General features: G+C 52.6%; 17 protein-coding genes. 16 read left to right on the top strand and 1 reads right to left on the bottom strand.

Annotated features, from left to right (window positions below; genetic code table 11):
• Positions 1-68: 68 nt before the first annotated feature.
• The 10 genes from KDC22_RS15445 to KDC22_RS15490 all read left to right on the top strand — a co-directional run bounded on the left by KDC22_RS15445 (position 69) and on the right by KDC22_RS15490 (position 13169).
• Positions 69-863: an ABC transporter permease gene (locus tag KDC22_RS15445; protein WP_211724054.1), complete on the top strand. Its 795-nt coding sequence runs from the start codon at positions 69-71 to the stop codon at positions 861-863.
• 7 nt (positions 864-870) lie between these two features.
• Entirely contained in the window at positions 871-1656 is a 786-nt protein-coding gene (locus KDC22_RS15450) for an ABC transporter permease (RefSeq protein WP_173126987.1), read from the top strand.
• Between the two features lie 770 nt (positions 1657-2426).
• Positions 2427-3422 carry an ROK family protein gene (locus tag KDC22_RS15455; protein ID WP_246553597.1) on the top strand — a complete coding sequence of 332 codons (996 nt, stop codon included), beginning with the start codon at positions 2427-2429 and terminating at the stop codon, positions 3420-3422.
• Positions 3423-3855: 433 nt separating this feature from the next.
• Positions 3856-5580, top strand: a complete 1725-nt coding sequence (locus tag KDC22_RS15460) for a fatty acyl-AMP ligase (RefSeq protein WP_211723696.1) — start codon at positions 3856-3858, stop codon at positions 5578-5580.
• A complete protein-coding gene (locus tag KDC22_RS15465; RefSeq protein ID WP_211723697.1) occupies positions 5577-8573 on the top strand; it encodes a type I polyketide synthase in 2997 nt (998 codons plus the stop codon). Before KDC22_RS15460 ends, KDC22_RS15465 begins: the two co-directional genes overlap by 4 nt.
• A 6-nt stretch (positions 8574-8579) precedes the next feature.
• Positions 8580-10328 carry an aminotransferase class I/II-fold pyridoxal phosphate-dependent enzyme gene (locus KDC22_RS15470; protein WP_211723698.1) on the top strand — a complete coding sequence of 583 codons (1749 nt, stop codon included), beginning with the start codon at positions 8580-8582 and terminating at the stop codon, positions 10326-10328.
• Complete coding sequence (locus KDC22_RS15475) at positions 10325-11257, top strand: NAD-dependent epimerase/dehydratase family protein (RefSeq protein ID WP_211723699.1); 933 nt, start codon at positions 10325-10327, stop codon at positions 11255-11257. The genes KDC22_RS15470 and KDC22_RS15475 overlap by 4 nt, the downstream gene beginning before the upstream one ends.
• A 31-nt stretch (positions 11258-11288) precedes the next feature.
• Entirely contained in the window at positions 11289-12035 is a 747-nt protein-coding gene (locus KDC22_RS15480; protein WP_211723700.1) for a 4'-phosphopantetheinyl transferase family protein, read from the top strand.
• Between the two features lie 216 nt (positions 12036-12251).
• On the top strand, positions 12252-12782 hold the full coding sequence (locus tag KDC22_RS15485) for a hypothetical protein (protein WP_211724056.1): 531 nt from the start codon (positions 12252-12254) through the stop codon (positions 12780-12782).
• 48 nt (positions 12783-12830) lie between these two features.
• A complete protein-coding gene (locus tag KDC22_RS15490) occupies positions 12831-13169 on the top strand; it encodes a DUF6054 family protein (RefSeq protein ID WP_173127015.1) in 339 nt (112 codons plus the stop codon).
• Between the two features lie 122 nt (positions 13170-13291).
• Here KDC22_RS15490 and KDC22_RS15495 read toward each other — a convergent pair whose 3' ends face one another.
• Positions 13292-13735, bottom strand: a complete 444-nt coding sequence (locus tag KDC22_RS15495) for a DUF4395 domain-containing protein (protein ID WP_211723701.1) — start codon at positions 13733-13735, stop codon at positions 13292-13294.
• A gap of 198 nt (positions 13736-13933) precedes the next feature.
• On the opposite strand from KDC22_RS15495, the gene KDC22_RS15500 reads away from it, so the two are divergent.
• From KDC22_RS15500 to KDC22_RS15525, 6 genes are all read left to right on the top strand, one after another.
• Positions 13934-14503, top strand: a complete 570-nt coding sequence (locus tag KDC22_RS15500; RefSeq protein WP_211723702.1) for a TetR/AcrR family transcriptional regulator — start codon at positions 13934-13936, stop codon at positions 14501-14503.
• A gap of 66 nt (positions 14504-14569) precedes the next feature.
• Entirely contained in the window at positions 14570-16024 is a 1455-nt protein-coding gene (locus tag KDC22_RS15505; RefSeq protein WP_173127668.1) for a DHA2 family efflux MFS transporter permease subunit, read from the top strand.
• 144 nt (positions 16025-16168) lie between these two features.
• Positions 16169-16501: a PadR family transcriptional regulator gene (locus tag KDC22_RS15510; protein WP_173127023.1), complete on the top strand. Its 333-nt coding sequence runs from the start codon at positions 16169-16171 to the stop codon at positions 16499-16501.
• Positions 16498-17901 carry an FtsW/RodA/SpoVE family cell cycle protein gene (locus KDC22_RS15515; RefSeq protein ID WP_211723703.1) on the top strand — a complete coding sequence of 468 codons (1404 nt, stop codon included), beginning with the start codon at positions 16498-16500 and terminating at the stop codon, positions 17899-17901. The genes KDC22_RS15510 and KDC22_RS15515 overlap by 4 nt, the downstream gene beginning before the upstream one ends.
• Complete coding sequence (locus KDC22_RS15520) at positions 17898-18677, top strand: M15 family metallopeptidase (protein WP_211723704.1); 780 nt, start codon at positions 17898-17900, stop codon at positions 18675-18677. The genes KDC22_RS15515 and KDC22_RS15520 overlap by 4 nt, the downstream gene beginning before the upstream one ends.
• 99 nt (positions 18678-18776) lie before the next feature.
• Complete coding sequence (locus tag KDC22_RS15525; RefSeq protein ID WP_211723705.1) at positions 18777-19550, top strand: stalk domain-containing protein; 774 nt, start codon at positions 18777-18779, stop codon at positions 19548-19550.

Genomic DNA, 19550 nt, shown 5'->3' on the forward strand with positions numbered 1-19550 from the left:
TGGCAACGGCAGCTTCCTCCTCCGGCGGCGGAACTCCGGGCGGCTCGCGGGAGAATGGACGGAGGCTGCTGCTTGGCGCTTATTTCGATTTCATCCGAATCCGGTTCCTGACGATGCTGGCTTACCGGGTGAATTATTACTCGGGAATTCTGATCTATACGCTCAATATCGGGGTCAATTATTTCACCTGGAAGGCTATTTATGGCGATGGTGAATCGCTGGGCGGCTTTACCGGAGCGCAGATGACGACGTATGTGGCGGTCTCGTGGATGGCGCGGGCCTTCTACTTCAATAATCTGGACCGCGAGATTTCAACCGACATCCGTGACGGGAGCATTGCCATACAGTTCATCCGTCCTTATAACTACGTACTGGTCAAAATGATGCAGGGACTGGGCGAAGGCCTGTTCCGCTTCATGATGCTGATGATCCCCGGCATGCTGATCGCCATTCTGCTGTTCCCGGTACAACTGCCGACAGAGCCTTCGGCTTGGGTTGGTTTCCTTGTCATGCTCTTCTTCAGCTTCCTGATCAGCTCGCAGATCAATATCATCACCGGCCTGTCCGCCTTCTTCGTGGAGAACAATGAAGGAATGATGCGGATGAAGCGCGTGGTCGTTGATCTGTTCTCAGGACTGATTGTGCCGATCACCTTGTTCCCGGACTGGTTGTCCTCTGTGCTTAAGGTTTTGCCCTTTCAAGCCATTACTTATCTGCCGGGCTCTGTATTTACAGGCCGTGTGCAGGGAGTAGGCATCTGGAATGTGCTGGGTATCCAGGTCATCTGGTTCCTGATCCTGCTCGTTCCGATTGTCTGGCTAAATCACGCAGCGCGTCAGCGGCTGTTCGTGCAGGGGGGTTAAGCTAAGCATGTACTACCTGGATTTATTGATTGAATATCTGAAGAACTATATGAAGACACGGTTGACCTACCGCGCGGATTTCTGGGTGGAGGTTATCTCCGACCTATTGTTCCAGGCCACGAACTTCATCTTCATTCTGGTCATCTTCATGCATACCGACAGCCTGGGGGGCTGGAATCAGAACGAAGTGGTGTTCGTCTACGGCTTCTTCATGGTCCCGTTCGGCGTGTTCAGCTGCTTCGTTAATATGTGGGGCTTCAGTGAACGTTATATCGTCAAAGGCGAGATGGACCGCATTCTGACCCGGCCGGCGCATAACCTGTTCCAGATCTTCCTGGAGAATGTGGACCCGCCTTCACTGGTGGGTTCCTTCATCGGGCTGATTGTCATGGCGATCAGCGGCAGCAATCTGGGCTTGCCGTTTGAATGGTGGACCCTTCCGATGCTGATTATCCTGACACTCAGCGCGGTGGCTATTTATACAGGCATTTACACGACATTGACCTCATTGTCGTTCTACTCGGATGCGCCAACCGGTATTCTGCCGCTGATGTACAATATTCAGACGTATGGCCGCTATCCGGTTACGATCTACAACCGGGCGATTCAGGTGCTGCTCACCTGGATCATTCCGTTTGCTTTTGTCGGGATCTATCCGGCAGCCTTGTTCCTGCACCGCGATGAGATGAGAGGCATGGCGCTGCTGACTCCAATCGTCGGCGTGGTCTTCCTCAGCATCGGCCTGATGGCCTGGAGCTTCGGCGTCAAGCGGTACAAAGGAGCCGGTTCGTAGAGGCTTGAAATTTTAGCGCTCAAAATAAGTTGACATCCAACAGGGTTGTCCCGCAGGTCAGATATGGCTGCCGGGACAGCCCTGTTTGTCATGAAATAGTATGTCAGGATTGGATGGATGCAGGTGGATGGACAATACTGGATGTGCTGGGAACACAGCGGCCGGAAGTCCAAATGTTCAGCGCAGTGACGATGAAGCTTCAAGTTCAACTCTTAAGTGCGTCTTATAAAGTTGGATTGATTAGTTCTATTGATTAGCAGTTGGATTTTATACACTTGCTGATGAAGAAATTGGCTTTGCTCAAACAGTAGTTGGATAAACAACACTTAATTTCTGGGGTTCCACCCCAAGTAGCCCAAAGGAACATTAATAGATGCTGTTTATCCACTTGCTTCCGTACATTCCTCAGAAATAGACAAATTAAGATACGTTATTCCACTTGCTTGTTACAGGAGGTGGTCCCTTCGGAGCGAAGATCATCGCTTGTTACACGAGTGGTCCCTTCGGAGCGAAGATCATCGCTTGCTACAGGAGTGAACCCTTCGAAGCGAAGACTATCGCTTGCAACAGGAGCTGATCCCTCGGGAGCGTAGATCATCTACACGGAGGGCTTCGGCTGGTGAAGCGAATTGTGTACGGGAGGGCTTCGGCTTAGAAGAGAATCGTGCTATTAAGATGCTCGGAAAATACTACCTGCCTAATGTCTGAAAGCGCATAATTAGAAGGGGAAAGGGTTCAGCCATTCATTCAGCGGGGAAGAAGGGGAGACAGTGACGGACAACAACTATATTATAGGCATTGATTTGGGTGGAACCAATATCAAAGTGGGATTGTTCCATGAGAATTTCACTGCGGCAGGGGAGCTGTCGATACCAACGGAGGCAGTTCAAGGTCCGGCACATGTGCTGGAGCGGATCAGGCTTGCTGTTTCGCAGCTATGTGCGGGGAGTGGAGTAGAGCTGCGGCAGATTGCCTGCATGGGTATGGGAATCCCGGGGCTCTTGGACCCGGAGGAGGGACTGTCCGTCTTTTCACCAAACTTTCCGGGATGGGAACAGGTTCATGTGGTGGATGAAATGAAGCCTTATTATGATTTTGCAGTCTACATAGATAATGATGTGCGGGTCAATCTATACGGGGAATGGCAGCAGGGTGCGGGGAAGGGGTGCCGGAATTTGGTCCTGCTTACACTCGGCACCGGACTCGGCTCAGGTATTGTTCATGACGGCAAGGTACTGTACGGTACGACCTTCAGCGCTGGCGAAATCGGACATATGAATATGTACCGGCAGGGGCGTCCCTGCCGCTGCGGAAGCTCTGGATGCCTGGGGCGGTATGTGTCTGCCGTGGGAATGGTCCATACATTCAAGGAGAAGCTGCAGGAAGGCCGCACCAGCCTGATTCAGACCTGGACGAAGCATGACCATGAGCAAATCACCGCGAAGATGATCTCAGAGGCGTATGATCTAGGAGATCCGCTCGCTATTGAAGTGATGCACGAGACCGGCGAACTGCTTGGATTCGGTCTGGCGAATGTAATCAACCTGCTGAACCCGGAGCTGATTATCATCGGGGGCGGCATGGCCGCAGCAGGAGACCGTCTCCTGAACACGGTCTGTAATACCGTAAATGCCCATGCTTTGAAGCTGCCCGGCAGCCATTGCCGGATTGTTCAGGCAGAGCTGGGCAGCCGGGCAGGTACGCTTGGTGCAGCCGTGTATGCGTATCAGAAGCAGAAGCATCCATTGCGGGAAGAATGGCTTTAAGCATAATTTTAATACCTGATGTACGCCCACAACCAGACGTCTCTTAATAGAGGATAGTCTGGTTTTTTGGTTTTTGGTTCAAATTGATCTATTTCATGCTATGTATGTTTACTGTGCTTAATTTAAACTGCGTTGCTGCGAAACTATTAGAATACAATAATTCACCATATGTACATATAAAAGCTCGGAAACGACAATAATCGTCAATTTATCCCAATGAAGACAACATATTGAAGGCGGTATACTTAGAACAGTTTGGTAGCGAAAAAGGAGGTCCTTCCCTCAATAGTAATAAAATTACTTATAGCTGAGACTGGTAGAGGTTGAGGTGGTTGGTAATTTAACAGTGTGGCTTGGCCTATATTACAGGGTACTGCGGCTCTCCCGGATGCAACGTCGAGCAGCCCGCTATACCCCCAAAGGAGAGTTCAAATTGAGCAGCATCGTCCATGAATTAAGAACCGTAGTGGATTTACTGGAAGAGCGAAACCGGTTAACCCCTGAACGCATTGCCTTCACTTACCGGGAGGGGGACCAGGAGACGGTCCTGACCTACCGTGAGCTTGCCATCCAATCCAAGAAACAGGCCGCTTCGCTTGCTGCCTTCACCCGCCCGGGGGACAAGGTGGCCCTTCTGCACAACTCGGGGATTCAGTTCATCATCTCGTTTTTTGCCTGCCTCTACAGCCGCACTGTTGTCGTTCCGCTTGAAATTCCCAAGCCCTCCGAGAATCTGTCCAGACTCCAATATGCTGTCCGTATGAGCGGGGCTGAAGCCGTCCTAACGACCCGGGCGGTTCTGAATCATATCTCCGCACTGCTGGATGACGAGGAGGAATTGTTAGCGCTGCAGTGGATTGCAGCAGATGAGCTGCCGGACATTCCTTTTCTGGGAGAGGAAGCGGACAGACATGAGGCTGCCTTCATCCAGTTCACCTCCGGGACCACTTCGACCTCCAAGGGTGTCATCCTCACACATGACAATCTTCTGCATAATGTTGGCAATGTAACCCGCAAATTCGGGCTTACCGAGCAGGATACGGCAGTAATCTGGCTTCCGCTCTACCACAATCTGGGGCTAATCGGAGGCGTGCTGGCTCCCTTGTATGCAGGATTCCCGGTGCATCTGGTCAGTCCACAGGAGATTCTCCGCAGACCGGCGCTTTGGCTGGAGCTGATTACGCAGAAGCAGGCAACGATCAGCGGCGGTCCGAATTTCGCCTTTGACCTATGTCTTGCCCATGTGGACCCGGAGGCAGGCTCTCCGCTTAACCTGTCCAGCTGGGAGATCGCATTCTGCGGAGCAGAACCTGTGCGCAGCCGGACCATTGAAGGATTCTCCCGCAAATTTGCCCCCTATGGCTTCAAACGCAGTGCCATGTATCCTTGTTACGGTCTGGCAGAATCGACGCTTATTGTCTCAGGCGGCAAAAGAGATGAAGAACCGCTTCTGCTCCATTGTGATCCGGCCGGACTTGAGCAGAATCTGGTGACTGAAGTCCCGCCATCGGCAGATTCGCGCACCTTGGTCAGCTGCGGCGCTCCGGTGGAGGATCAGGATCTTGTTATTGTTGAGCCGGGTACGCGGACAGAGCTGCCGGAGAATGCTATCGGTGAGATCTGGCTGCGCAGCCGCTCGATTGCCATGGGCTATCTGAATGACAGGCTGCGGACAGCGGAGACCTTCGAGCATGTACTGGATAATGGGGACGGAGGGTATCTGCGGACAGGGGATACAGGCTTTTTGCGGAATGGAGAGTTATACATTGTTGGCCGGATTAAGAACCTGCTTATCGTCCGGGGCAAGAACTTCTATTCCAATGATCTGGAGGCATTCGTCCAGTCGTTCCATCCCGGGTTCCAAGCAGGTGCTGTATTCTCTGTAGATATGGAGGATGAGGAGCAGGTAGTGGTACTCCAGGAGGTTGAGGGTGAGCTCGCCGAAGCCGGACAGGAAATGCTCGTGAAGCAGATCGGGCATGAGCTGGCCCGCGCTTACGGCTTCACCCCGTTCGAGGTGGTACTGCTCGCAAGCGGCTCCCTTCCCAAGACGGTGAGCGGTAAAGTGAAGCATTATGAGTGCAAGCAGGCCTATCTTGGGAGCAGTCTGTCGCTGTACTATGCGGAATCCGCAGCTGCAGGAGGAGAAGCCGAATGAATCTGGCGGAGCTCGAAATATGGCTGACGGAGCAAATTGCTGCGGCCGTTAACGTGGACAAGGAACAGATTACGAAGGAGGAGCCGTTTCTTCAGCTCGGTCTGGACTCTGTCAGTGCAGTGATGCTGACCGGTACGATTGAAGAAAAGCTTGGCCGGACCTGCTCGCCAACGTTGTTCTATGATTACCCTACCATCAGACAACTGGCAGCCTATCTGATTCAGGAATCCCCTGCTGAAGTGCAGAACACGGAAGAGAGACCTGCCCTGGAATATGCCCCTGAAGAGGACATTGCCATTGTGGGCTTATCCTGCCGCTTTCCGGGAGCTGAATCGCCGGAACAGTTCTGGGAGAACCTGCTGGAGGGCAAGCAGTCGATCACGGAGATTCCATCCTCCCGCTGGAATGCTGACGATTATTACAGCGGGAATCCAGAGGAGAAGGGCACCATGTATACCCGCTGGGGCGGATTTCTGGAGAGAATCCGGGAGTTCGACGCCGGATTCTTCGGAATCTCCCCGCTGGAGGCGGAGGTTATGGACCCGCAGCAGCGGCTGCTGATGGAGCAGAGCTGGCTGGCTTTTGAGGATGCCGGAGTGAAGCCCTCGGAGCTGGAGAACAAGGATGTCGGAGTGTTCATCGGCATCAGCACGAATGATTACTCTAAGCTGCAGCATCAGCCGCAGCGGATTACCGCCTATCATGGAACCGGGAATGCTTCCAGCATTGCCGCGAACCGGCTGTCGTACTTCTATAATCTTACCGGGCCCAGTCTCGCGCTGGATACCGCCTGCTCTTCCTCGCTTGTGGCACTGCATCAGGCCTGCCGCAGTATAAAGGAAGGCGAGAGCAGCATGGCACTGGTCGGAGGAGTCAATCTGATGCTTCATCCCGGTCTGTACATTAATTTCTCCAGAGCCCGGATGATGTCGGAGAGCGGGCGCTGCCATACCTTTGACAGCCGGGCTGACGGATATGTGCGCGGGGAAGGGTGCGGGATGGTTGTGCTGCGCAAATTAAGTGATGCCAGAGAACGCGGGGACCGGATCTACGCAGTGATTAAGGGCTCAGCGGTTAACCAGGACGGACGCAGCAACGGGCTTACCGCACCGCGCGGCACCTCACAGCAGAAGGTAGTGGAGCGGGCCTTGGCGGCGGCGGGTCTGAAGGTGGATGATATCGGCTACATAGAAGCGCATGGTACGGGAACGAAGCTGGGTGATCCGATCGAAGTGAACGCCCTGAAGGAAGTTTTTGCCGGTAAGCAGGAAGGAATCTGCCATCTAGGCGCGGTCAAAGCCAATATCGGACACCTGGAGGCCGCAGCAGGGATAGCCGGGCTGATCAAAATCTGCCTGATGTTCCAGAATGGAAGGATTGTGCCGCATCCGGACCTTCAGACGGTCAACGAGCATATAGATCTGACTGGAACGCCGTTTCATATCCCGGTCAAATCGGTGGAATGGAAGGATAAAGTAAAGAATGCCGGGATCAGCTCCTTTGGCTTCGGGGGAACCAATGCCCATGTGATTGTGCAATCTTTCCGTGCACCCCGGACACTTGGAGTCCGCCCCAAGCGCTACAGCGGACATATTCTAACGGTATCGGCCAAAAGCGAAAGCTCGCTGCGGCTTATGCAGGAGGCTTATAGCGCAGCCATTGAGCAGGCTCCGGCTTCGGAGCTGGTCGATCTCTGCTACACCGCGCATTGCCGGCGTGAACTGCTGCCTTACAGGCTGACCGTCACCGGCCGCACGCGTGAGGAGTTATGCAGCAGACTGAAGGCAGGCGAAGGCACGCCGGTCAGCCGGATACCGGGCAAGATAGCCTTTGTATACGGGGGACAGGGCTCGCAGTATACGGGAATGGCCAGAGAGCTGCTGCAGACCTCTGAGGTATTCCAGCAGGCCTTCTCCCATGCCCTCTCTTATCTGGATCAGGAGACTGCCGGTCTGATGATGCAGATTCTCTACGGCAAGGATGAGTCGGTTAATGAACGGCTGCATCAGACGGAATTCACGCAGCTTAGCCTGTTCCTGATCCAGTATGCGCTCACGAAGCTGTGGAACAGCTTCGGAATCACGCCGGATTATGTGACAGGGCACAGCATCGGTGAATACGCAGCCGCTTGTCAGGCTGGAATGATGGAGCTTGGCGATGCGGTGAGACTGGTGCAGCTGAGGGGCCGGCTGATGGGCAATACCCCGGTGCAGGGCGGCATGGCAATGGTGCAGTGTCCGGAAGAGACGGTCCGGCAGCTGATTCAGGAACAGGGGCTGGAGTTGTCTATTGCAGCTGTGAATACGCCGGACCAGACCGTGGTCTCTGGAGTACCGGAGCAGCTCCAGAAGCTTGAAGCGATGATGACGGACCGGAGCGTGATGTTCAAGCAGCTGCTGGTCTCCAATGCGTTTCATTCCGCACTGATGGAGCCTATTCTGCAGGAATTCCATGAAGCAGCAGGCAGAATAACCTTCCGCACGGCACAGCTTCCGCTGATCAGTAATATCGACGGCAGACCAAGGCATGAGATATCTGCCGATTATCTGCGGGATCATCTGCGGGGGACCGTACGGTTCCATGACTGCCTGTCCTACTTCGCTGAAGAGAAGGTTGCCGTCATTGAAATCGGTCCCGGCGGACTGATCAAAATGGCGCGCAGACATATTCGCGGTGATCAGGTCTGGGGAGCCAGTCTCGGTAAAGAGGGGCAGGACTGGGAGGTGCTTCACCGGAGTCTGGCCTTGCTGGCCGACCGCGGAATCCCGCTGGACTGGAAGGGATATTATACGCCGCTTCAGCCTGCCTATGCGCCATTGCCGCCCTATAGCTTCAACCGCAGAGAGTACTGGATGGAAGAAGACAAGGTGCTGCCTGCCCAGGCGGATTCCGCAATCACGGAGACCGCTCTGTCTTCCGAAATTCTTGATATCATGAACCATCATCTGGAGACCATCAATAATCAGAGTGAATATATGTTGAAAAGGGGATGAACAGCTATGGAACAACGGTTATTGGATCAGCTGTTGGAGATTGTCAAAAAACAGTCAAGTGCTCTTGAGCTGCAAAGCCGGGTCATGCTGGCTAACGGGGCGGACAGCTCCGTGAAGACAGAGCACACAGGCGTTGTAAGTCAGAGCGGGCCGGTAAGTATTGCAATCAACGAGGGCAGCTTTACCGCGAATCTCCAGGCAGCTGCACATGGGCAAGCTGCACTGGAACAAGAGGTCATCCGGCTGGTCAGCACCATTGCCGCTTATCCTCCCGGAGATTTGAAGCTGACCGATTCGCTGAAAAGTGAGCTTGGATACGATTCGCTGATGATGATGGAGCTGCAAGCAGCACTGAAGAAACGTTATCCTGACCGGGAAGTGATTGTGCCGCTGGATATCACGGACCTGACGATCAGACAGCTGATCGCAATCGTTGCGGGTACCGGCGAAGAGGGGCACGGGTCTCCATCTGAACCCGGTACTCCACTGATCCAATCTGCTGACCGGCAGGAAGCAGAGCAAGGGATTGCCCCGTCCGTGCTGCCACAGTTCAAGGTGGAGCAGTTCGCTGAATATCAGGATCTATGCCAGCGCATTGCATCGGCGGGTGAAGTTAATCCCTATTTCAGACTTCGTCAGGGGATTAATACTGATACCGTGATGATGGGCGGGGAACCCTATATCAACTATTCCTCTTATAATTATCTTGGCTATGCCGGTGACCCGCAGATCATTGCCGCCGTCCAGGAGGCTGTAGCTGAATATGGAACCTCTGTATCCGCCAGCCGCCTGCTCTCCGGCGAGATTCCTTTGCATGGCCAGCTTGAAGCGGCGGTATCTTCTTTTATCGGGACAGAGGATGCACTGATCTACACGGCCGGACATGCAACGAATGTATCCACAATCGCCAAGCTGGTAGGCAAAGAGGATATCGTGCTTCATGATGAGCTGTCCCACAATAGTCTGATTCAGGGCTGTCTGCTATCGGGGGCACAGCGGGTATCCTTTCCTCATAATGACTGGGAGGCCTTGGACAGGATTCTGACCCGTACCCGCGGACACCGCCGCCGGGCGCTCATTGTTATAGAAGGCGTGTACAGTATGGATGGTGATATTCCCGACCTGCATAAGTTCATTGAGATCAAGAAGAAGCATCAGGCCATGCTCTACATTGACGAGGCGCATTCGATCGGCACTATCGGAGCCACCGGCCGGGGAATCTGTGAATATCACGGAGTGGACGCGCGTGAAGTGGATCTGCTTATGGGCACCCTCAGCAAGTCCTTCGCAAGCTGCGGCGGCTATGCGGCCGGCTCTGCCGCCATGATCCAATATCTGAAATATTTATCCGACGGCTTCATCTTCAGTGCAGGCATCACTCCTGCCAATGCCGCCGCCGCACTTGCAGTGATCCGTTCCCTGGAGAAGGACCCTTCACCTGTGAGCAAGCTACAGCAGAATTCCAGGCTGTTCCTGGAGCGCTGCCAGCAGCATGGGCTGAATACCGGACTCAGCGGCGACACGCCGATTATTCCGATTATTGTCGGAGGCTCCGAGCGGACACTTAAGCTTACAGAATATCTCTATCAGCAAGGAATCAATGTCTATCCTATTCTATATCCTGCGGTCCCTGAGGAAGCGGCATGCATCCGGTTCTTCATGACTGCGAATCATAATCACGAGCAGATTGAATGGACCGTTAAGCTGGTTGCCGAAGGTATTCATTCGTTCGATAAGGAGCCGGTCATGTTATGAATCTTGTAATTGGAGGCAATGGCGGTCTGGGCCTGTCCATCACTCAGGAATTACTGTCGCGCGGCAAGCTGGTGACGGCGTCATATCACCGTTCCAGTCAGGCTCTCAAGAGGCTGAAGGGTCCGCTGTTGAAGATTGCTGCACTGGATATACAGGACGAGAAGCGTCTTGCCGCTGCACTGGCGGGAGTCTCGACGGTCTATTTCTGTCTTAATGTGCCTTATCAGGACTGGTATACGGTAATGCCGCAAGCGCTGGAGCGGGTGACAAGCCAGCTTCAGTCCGGTCAGACGCTGGTTTTTCCCGGCAATGTCTACGGATACGGCAAATTTCAGTATCTTCCGGCAGATGAACGCCATCCCAAGGCCGCACTGACCCGCAAGGGCAAGCTTCGTAACGAGCTGGAGGAAAAGCTGAAGAATCAGGCCGCACTGCGCGGCTTCCGTTATGTTATTCCGCGATATCCGGACTATTACGGTCCCAATGTGACCAACAGGGTATTCGGACCGATCTTCAACGGAGCGCTGCAAGCCAAAACCATCTCATGGCCGGTCAAGCTGGATGTGCCCCATGATCTGGTCTATATCCAGGATGCGGCCAGAGCAGCGGTGCTGCTGGCAGAGAGCGGAGAAGCAGGGGAATGGCATATCTCAGGCTCAGGCGCGATCGAAGGAAGAGAGTTCCTGAATATCATCCAGGATGAAGCGGACAGTCCGAGGAAGTGCCGTGCCCTGCCGGGCTGGGCGGTGAGACTGGCCGGTATTTTTGACAAAGAAGCCAAGGAGTTCCACGAGCTGCTCTATGAATTCGAGTATCCGCTGCTGCTGAATGAGAACAAATTCATGAAACGGTTCCCCGAATATTCTCCAACCCCGTATAAGGAAGCCGTCAAAGAAACCCTGGGCTGGTTCCGGGAGCAACGGGAATAGCCGGGAGATTCAAGGAGGAGGCACGCCGTGTATGCTTATTGTTGCTGTATCACTCGGAACTGCTTTTTCAGTCTCTGAGCTGTTGCCTTATGTATCCCCGGAGCGGCGGATGAGGAGCAGCCGGCTGAAACGTGAAGACGATGTCCACCGGTCACTGGTAGGGGAAATGCTTGCGCGGATGTTCGCTATGGGGATAGAGGGCTTACGGAATGATGAAATCCGCTTCGAGCAGGGGGTATTCGGCAAACCCCGCCTGTCCGGGATACGCGAGCCTTGGGATTATAACATCTCCCATTCGGGCAAATGGGTGGCAGGTATCGTCAGCCGCAAAGGGCAGCGGGTCGGGATCGATATTCAGAAGATGGTTGCTGTGGATCTGCTGCAGGCCCGGTATAGTCTGTCTGCTGAAGAAATGGAGCATTACCATACCTTGCAGCCAGATGCACAATTGCATTATTTCTACGATCTTTGGACGCGTAAGGAGAGTTATCTGAAGATGGAGGGAATCGGTCTGAGTGTCCCGAACCGCGCCGTATTCTCTGAGCAGTACGCCTTGAAATATGAACAGTCGCTGCTGAGTGACCAGCTGCCGGATCATGGGTTCAGGCAATATCCGATTGATCCGGGTTATGTGTTGACGGCTTGTTCCACCGACTTCCGGTTTCCCGAGCAATCTCTAGTTGTCCGGGCGAAGGATCTCGCCGAGGTGTTTCTTCGCCGCTGCCGGGAGCAGGAGGAGACTGCCTGCAACCGGCGTGATGAGGTCACTGTACCTTAAGAAGCAGCAGCGGCAGCAGATGCTCATCTGCTGCGCTATAGCGGCGGGTTCCATCCATGCAGCGTTCAACATTTTGCAGATATTACAGCAGCGTTTGCCGATTCAGGCTCCGCTGCTTTTTTGTGCGGCATACCAGAATATCGGTCTACCCGGGAATTGTACGCGATCCCGGGTAGCATGATATGCTGTAGATAATGAAGACACAGGAGGGTAATGATGAAACGAGACATTCAGCATGTGCCTTATGGGTATGAACCGCCCGCTAACGAACGCAAAGGAACGCTGATCTTCTATGACTCCTTCGAGCATATATCGGACATGGATTTGCTTAAGGCTGCTGAGACAGCGATGGAGCGCAAATTCACGAAGCTGGTGCTCTACCCGCTGCATGAAGAAACTGTCCGGCGGATGACCAAAGAGCCCGTGAAGGCCTGGTATAAGCGGGAGGACCGGCTGCATGAGTGGAAAAGAGAGCAGGGACAGTCCTTCATTACCGTAGAGAGCCTCGAAGGAAAACGGAAGAAGTATACGCCGCTGGATTCAGCACTACGGCATATCAGCGACATCTATCCTGCCCCTTATTTTCTCTATATGACTCCGGAGATGGCTAATCTGATCGCCTCTTTCTCTTCCTTCGAGGAGTGGATCGTCAAGCTGCGCCTGCTGCTCTCCGAACCGCCGGTCCAGGTTCATCCGCGCCTGGAGAAGTTCCGTCACCGCTGGAATGTGGCAGGCGAAGACCGCTGAGACGGATAGGCCATAGACGGGTAATAAGATCTAGGGGAGGGGAAGCGCATGGGAGAGTCTTATCAATTGAATGTCAGATTGCAGCCTAATGAGACGCTTAGGCGGATCAAAGAGGGGATGACCCAGCAATCGGAGCTTTTGTATGAGGAACTCAATGATATCGGCGATGGCCGGATGATCGGGACACTGATCTATGAACGTTATTACTTCCGGTCCCGCAATCAGGCGGCGCTTGTAATCATTGTGGATAATTTGCAGGGGGTTAGCAACGTACGAATGATTCCGGCGGGAGCCTCCCAAGGGCTGATCCTTAAGATGGATTGGGGCGCAGGCCAGAGCTTTGCTTCCATTGTGGAACAGATCCTTGCGGATGAGGTGCTGAAGTAAGCACGGAGAATGTGAAGAAGAGCATATTCAGGCCAGCCATGCCTTAACAGCTTCGTTCTGCTGTAAGGTCCGGCTGGCCTGTTCTGTGGCAATGCGGGAACGGGAGCAGCATAACAACCGGATTATTTGTGGAGCGTCGCCTGTTTGCGTCTGTAGCTGTACATTCTCCACTGATAATGAATGAAGCAGCCGATGCAGAATCCGAGAATGGCAACCGTTGCCGCGACCGCGACCATGATGGTGAAGATGTATCCTGCTATCGTCCAGCCCGCAAGGAAGCTGATTAATCCGGCTGCCAGGCAGAAGACGGCAATCTTCTGGTTGAACTGCTGCTGGTGCGGATCTTCAAGTACATAAGCAGAGCGTTCCTTGGTCAGCAATGGACTTGCCAGCCTGATTACGGGATTGTAACCGAACAAGAGGCCTGACAGTCCGGCAGCGAGCGGGAAGGCAAGAATCCAGTAAATTCCTGTGAACAAGGCCACCAATACAGAAATTACGATAAAAGCCTGGTTGATCTTCACTAACGGTCTGGGAATTCCCTGCGCTGAAGACACCTTATTCATTAATATCATACCTTTCATATTGGAATAATACATTTAATTAAATTATAGCGCTTGAATTCATCCCTGGCAATTCATATCCCGTATGATTTTGTTTAAATTTGAAATTATTATCCATTGACAGCAAGAGCCGAATTGTGGTTTTATTATGTAGACCAATTGTTATAAAAGTACAATCGTCAGGATAAGGAAGTGTCCAGCTTGTCAAGCAAGCACAACGCACGCGAAGCTATTGTGGATACGGCTTCGAGGTTGTTTTTTACACAGGGTTATCATGCTACCGGACTTAATCAGATTATCAGGGACAGCGAATCGCCCAAGGGATCATTGTATTATTATTTTCCCCAAGGTAAAGAGGAGCTGGCACTGACCTGCATTAACCGGACCAGCGAAGAGGTAACCCATTTGTTGCGCCATTATATGGAGAGTGAGGACACACCGGCTCAGGCTGTGCAGAATTTCATTCTGTCCTTGGCTGCTGAAGCTGAAGAATCCTCATTCGAAGGACTGGTTCCGTTCAGCTTCTGGGTAGCTGTGGAGACCTCCTGTGTTAGTCATGAGCTGCGCACCGCGTGCCAATGTGTTTTCAGGGATTGGCAGGATGTGATCGCGCAGCGGCTGATCCAGGAGGGGGTAGAGGAAGAAGCCGCAGTACGCAAAGCTTCCGTAGTAGTCTCATTGTACGAAGGGGCTCTGCTGCAGGCGCTGACCTGCCGAAGTATCCAGCCGCTGATTGCGGCTGTAGAGAGCATTCCGGCAATACTGGCTTAACTGCAATACCGCAAGTAATAGAGAGAGATAACAGATAATCAGGAGGATACGAGAGTGAACGCAACTATGACTGGCAAGGGGCCAACTGAACCCCGACAATTCAAGACTTTACCTATTCTGATCTCCCTGCTGATTGCCGGCTTCATCGGCATGTTCAGTGAGACAGCCCTAAATGTAGCCTTAAGTGATCTTATGAATGTCCTGCAAATTACCCCGTCAACCGCACAATGGCTGACTACCGCTTATCTGCTTACGCTGGGCATTCTGGTTCCGATCTCCGGGCTGCTGCTGCAGTGGTTCACGACAAGACAGCTATTCATTGCTGCACTGTGCTTCTCCATTGCGGGAACCATCCTGGCCGGGATGGCGCCGAATTTCGAGTTTCTGCTGACCGCAAGAGTGGTTCAGGCTATGGGGACCGCACTTCTCCTGCCCCTGATGTTCAACACAATTCTGATCATTATTCCTGCGGAGCGGAGAGGAGCGGCGATGGGACTGATCGGACTGGTCATTATGGTGGCTCCCGCGATCGGCCCTACCATTGCCGGACTGCTGATTGAGAGTCTGAGCTGGCACTGGATCTTCTGGCTGGCCCTCCCCTTCCTGGTAATCGCTCTGATCAGCGGGATCCTCTTCATGCAGAATGTCACTGAAGTGACGAAGCCGAAGATTGATATCCTGTCGATTATTTTATCCTCGTTCGGCTTCGGCGGCATTGTGTATGGATTCAGCAGCGCCGGTGAGTCGGAAGGCTGGGGAAGCTCAAAGGTGATTATCGCCATTGCCATCGGTGTGATCGCACTTATTCTGTTCTGTATCCGCCAGTTGACGATGAAGCAGCCGATGATTAATCTGCGCGCCTTCAAATTCCCGATGTTCGTGGTCGGAGTCCTGATGGTCTTCATCTGTATGATGGTCATTCTGTCCTCGATGCTGATTCTTCCGATGTATCTGCAGCAGGGACAAGGGTATACAGCCTTTAAGGCAGGATTATTGCTGCTGCCGGGCGGGATTATCAACGGACTGATGTCACCGGTCATGGGGCGTCTCTTCGATAAATACGGTCCGAAATGGCTTGTTATTCCTGGACTTGTACTCGTAGCAGTCTCTCTGTGGTTCTTCTCCAGCATCACAGCTACTTCTACCGTGATCTTCGTGATCGTGCTTCACAGTGTGCTCATGATCGGAATCTCAATGATTATGATGCCTGCCCAGACCAACGGAATCAATCAGCTTCCCCTGGAATACTATCCGGACGGAACAGCTATTATGAACACGTTGCAGCAGGTTGCCGGAGCGATTGGTACCGCACTGGCTGTAAGCATTATGACCTCGGGCTCCAAAAGCTACATGAAAACGGTAGCCGATCCTGCTGATCCGCTGAATATGGGTGCGGCCTTTACCCACGGCGTGCAGAACGCCTTCATCTTCGGCATGGTCATGGCTATCGCAGGTCTGGTGATTGCCTTCTTCCTTAAGCGTGTTATTGTTTCTCATAAGTCTCAAGCTCCTATGCACTAAGCTTGAGTTTGAAGTGGAAGCACATCCGTATACCGGGTGTGCTTTTTTAGTGTGCCAATACTGGATTTATTATGGAAATTAAAGTATAGTAAGCATAGATTAACGAGGTATTGATGTGAGACTAAGGAAACGGGGGGCCAACCGATGAAAGTCAGCAAAGAAATGCTGAAGGGCAGCACAGGTACATTGATTCTCACCTTGCTGCTTGATAAGCCGCTGTACGGCTATGAGCTGATTAAGGAGCTGGAGCAGCGCTCTCAAGGGGTATTTTCCCTTAAGGAGGGTACGCTCTACCCGATTCTCCACGCGATGGAGAGCGAACGCTGGGTGGAGGCCTATTGGATGGAGGTAGACGGGCGCAAGCGCAAGTACTATCGTCTGCTGGAGGAAGGCAAGCACAAGCTCCAAGAGAAAAAAGCCGAATGGAAGCTGTTTAAAGGGGCCGTGGATACAGTTCTGGGGGAGGGAAACGCATGACGGAGCAAGGCAAGCAGAAGCTCGACAACTATTTGGACAAGGTATGTGCTGAGATCAGGGCGAAAGAGATGCACATTGAGATCCGGGATGAGTTAAGCGGGCATTATGCAGACCTGGTGGCGGAGCGGATGCAGCTTGGTGCTTCCGAGGCAGAAGCTCAGGAGTACGCTATCGCACAAATGGGCGACCCGCAGGTTATCGGAAAGGATCTGCATCACATTCACAAGCCGCGCATTCCCTGGGGGCTGCTTGCAGGCGTACTGTTGTTGTCAGCGGTGAGTCTGCTGGGGATGGGGTCTATTGAAGCAGGAGGTTACTTTGAACGCAATCAGTTCGTGCCTATGCAGCGCCAACTTATCATTATTATTATCGGGATGTGCCTTATGACAGGAGCATACTTCATTAACTTTAAGCGGCTGCAAAAAGCATCAACAAGTATTTATCTTGCTGCTCTAATGACTATCGCTCTCAGCGTCCTGCTCATGCCTGTAATGATAAATGGGTCGAGGCGCTTTGTTGGGGCTTTGGGATTTTATATAGACCTTATCGGGTATAGTCCGTATGTATTTGTTGTTGCTCTGGCCGGGATATTCACCCGTCCCGATTTCCTGCAAGGCTATAACATTCGCGTGAGAGAGCTATTGAAGTTATCGTTGCTGCTGTTGCCTGCAGTGATTTATGCTATGATCCGTTCTTTTCCGGAGCTGATTATCTATGGGGTCGTTTCGCTGACCATGTATGTGTGGGTATCCCGGCGCTGGGTGACAGGAATATTAATTGCCGCTGTATCTTTATTTTCAGGAAGAATCTATGTTTGGAGTGATCCCATTCTTCGGGAACGGCTGATCGGAGCCATTAATTATAATCTAAGACCGGACACAACCGGTTATATGAATCGTACGATTGTGAATGTCATCCATTCTGCAGGCTGGAGAGGACAGGGGTATGGTTATAATGGAGATGTAATTCCTTATGCGTATACAGACTTGTTCCCGGCGTATCTTATTCAATGCTTCGGCTGGGCGGGTGGTCTGCTGATTCTGGCTGTAGTCGGCTGGTTTGTTCTGAAAATGATCTCCTATGCCCGCGCGGTAAGCGATACTTATGGGCGGATGCTGATTATTGGACTGGCACTGATGATCTCCATCCGCTTAGTGTACGGCCTCTCCATTCTCAGCGGCAGAGTGCCGCTTACATCCATACCGTTCCCGTTCCTGAGCTACGGCCAGCATGTCTTGATTGAATTCGCCGCTGTCGGATTGCTGATGGCAGTATACCGCCGGAAGGATATGCTCCCTGCATCACAAGCCATGTCAAAACTCTGGACGCTTACTGTTTCGTACACGTATACTGAAGGGGTAAGACTACGGATAAAAACAGGGGAGGCGATCGACAAGTGAAGAAGCTGCACATGGCTGGCAGAAGGCTGGCTCTCATCTCATGTGCGCTGATCTTGGGCGGAACGGTGCTGTTTGCACCCAAAGCCGAAGCAAGAATTACGGCAGTACCACAGATTCAGAATACCTCAGCAGCCCCGGCACAGAGTCCGGTTGTGAAGAAGAATAACCTTCCCGGCGGATTTGTGTATCTGGATGAGGTGATTCCAACGGCACAGTATGAGATCCGCTATTATAGCGAGAATAATTTTATCGGGACACGGATTGACGGGTATAAGGCTCCGCTGGCGATTATGTCGAAGAAGGCAGCCAATGCGCTGAAGAAGGTCAGTGAAGATCTGGAGCGCCAAGGCTATATCCTGAGAATCTATGATGCCTACCGTCCGCAAAAAGCGGTCAATCACTTCGTACGCTGGTCGCAGGACGCATCGGATATCAAGATGAAGCAGCAATATTATCCCAAGCTGGACAAGCGCAACCTGTTCAAGCTGGGGTTCATCTCCAAGAAGTCAGGGCATTCGCGGGGCAGTACCATCGACCTGACCCTGGCTGACCAAACAACGGGGGCGCTGGTGGATATGGGCAGCCCGTATGATTTTTTCGGTGAAATTTCTTACTATAATACTACGCTCATCAGCAGCACCCAGCACGCCAACCGCAAAATTCTCAAGGATGCGATGACGAAGCAAGGCTTCAAGCCGTATGCCAAGGAGTGGTGGCATTTCACCCTGATCAAGGAGGCTTACCCGCAGCAATATTTTAACTTCAATGTGGAGTGAAACGTTTCCAAAGTGGTGTTGAACGGGTAATAGGTAAGGTAAGGTTAATCTCTGAAGTATGCGTGCATAATATTCTAATACAGGAAAGGTGGAATCGATTTGTTCAAAAAAATCGCAGCCGTATTCCTAAGTGTAATGTTATTTGCAGCAGGAACAGGTGTATTGACCAGCTATAACGTGAATGCCGCCAGCAGCATGAGGATCATCGTAAACGGACAAGAATTGCAGACGGTCGGAGCATCGGCTTATACCGATGGACCGGACGTCATGCTTCCGCTGCGGGAGACGGTGGAAGCCCTGAAGTATAAGGTTACCTTCACTGGAGCTACAGGGACGTTCCTGCTGGAACGGTTCCAGGAGAGCATCCAGTTCAGACTATCCGGGCAGGAGCTTGTGCTGAACGGCAAGAACAAAGTACCGTATACAGGCGGCTTTGAGCTAAAACAAAAACGGGCGTACGCGCCGCTGTCTTTTTTTGCAGCAATCGGGCTGGTGACGTCTTATCAATCGGCAACGGGCCAGGTTGAAGTCTACTCGCCGGAAGTGATGTCAGGTGCCGTATCGGGTCTGCTTGCTGCCGGTAACTATCAGGCGCTGCGTGAGCGGTATTTCGCCAAGGAGACGGAGTCGTTGTCACTTCCGGTACTTCAGCAGAGTTGGGCAGGAATCGACCTGCCTGCAGGCAGTTACCTTGGAGTGAAATCCACTGAAAGTACACAGCGGGACGGAGCTACAACTATAGTAAGTGTGTTGTCATTCAGCAAGACGGAAGCGGTACTGACACTGGAATTGGACACATCGGGTAAGATTACGAAGCTGACGCTCTCGCCGGTTCAGGCGGTTGAAGCAGCGGCTAACCCGGTGCAATCCTAG

Origin of the sequence: Paenibacillus tritici, from assembly GCF_018207515.1 — a bacterium.
Classification (GTDB): domain Bacteria; phylum Bacillota; class Bacilli; order Paenibacillales; family Paenibacillaceae; genus Paenibacillus_AQ; species Paenibacillus_AQ tritici.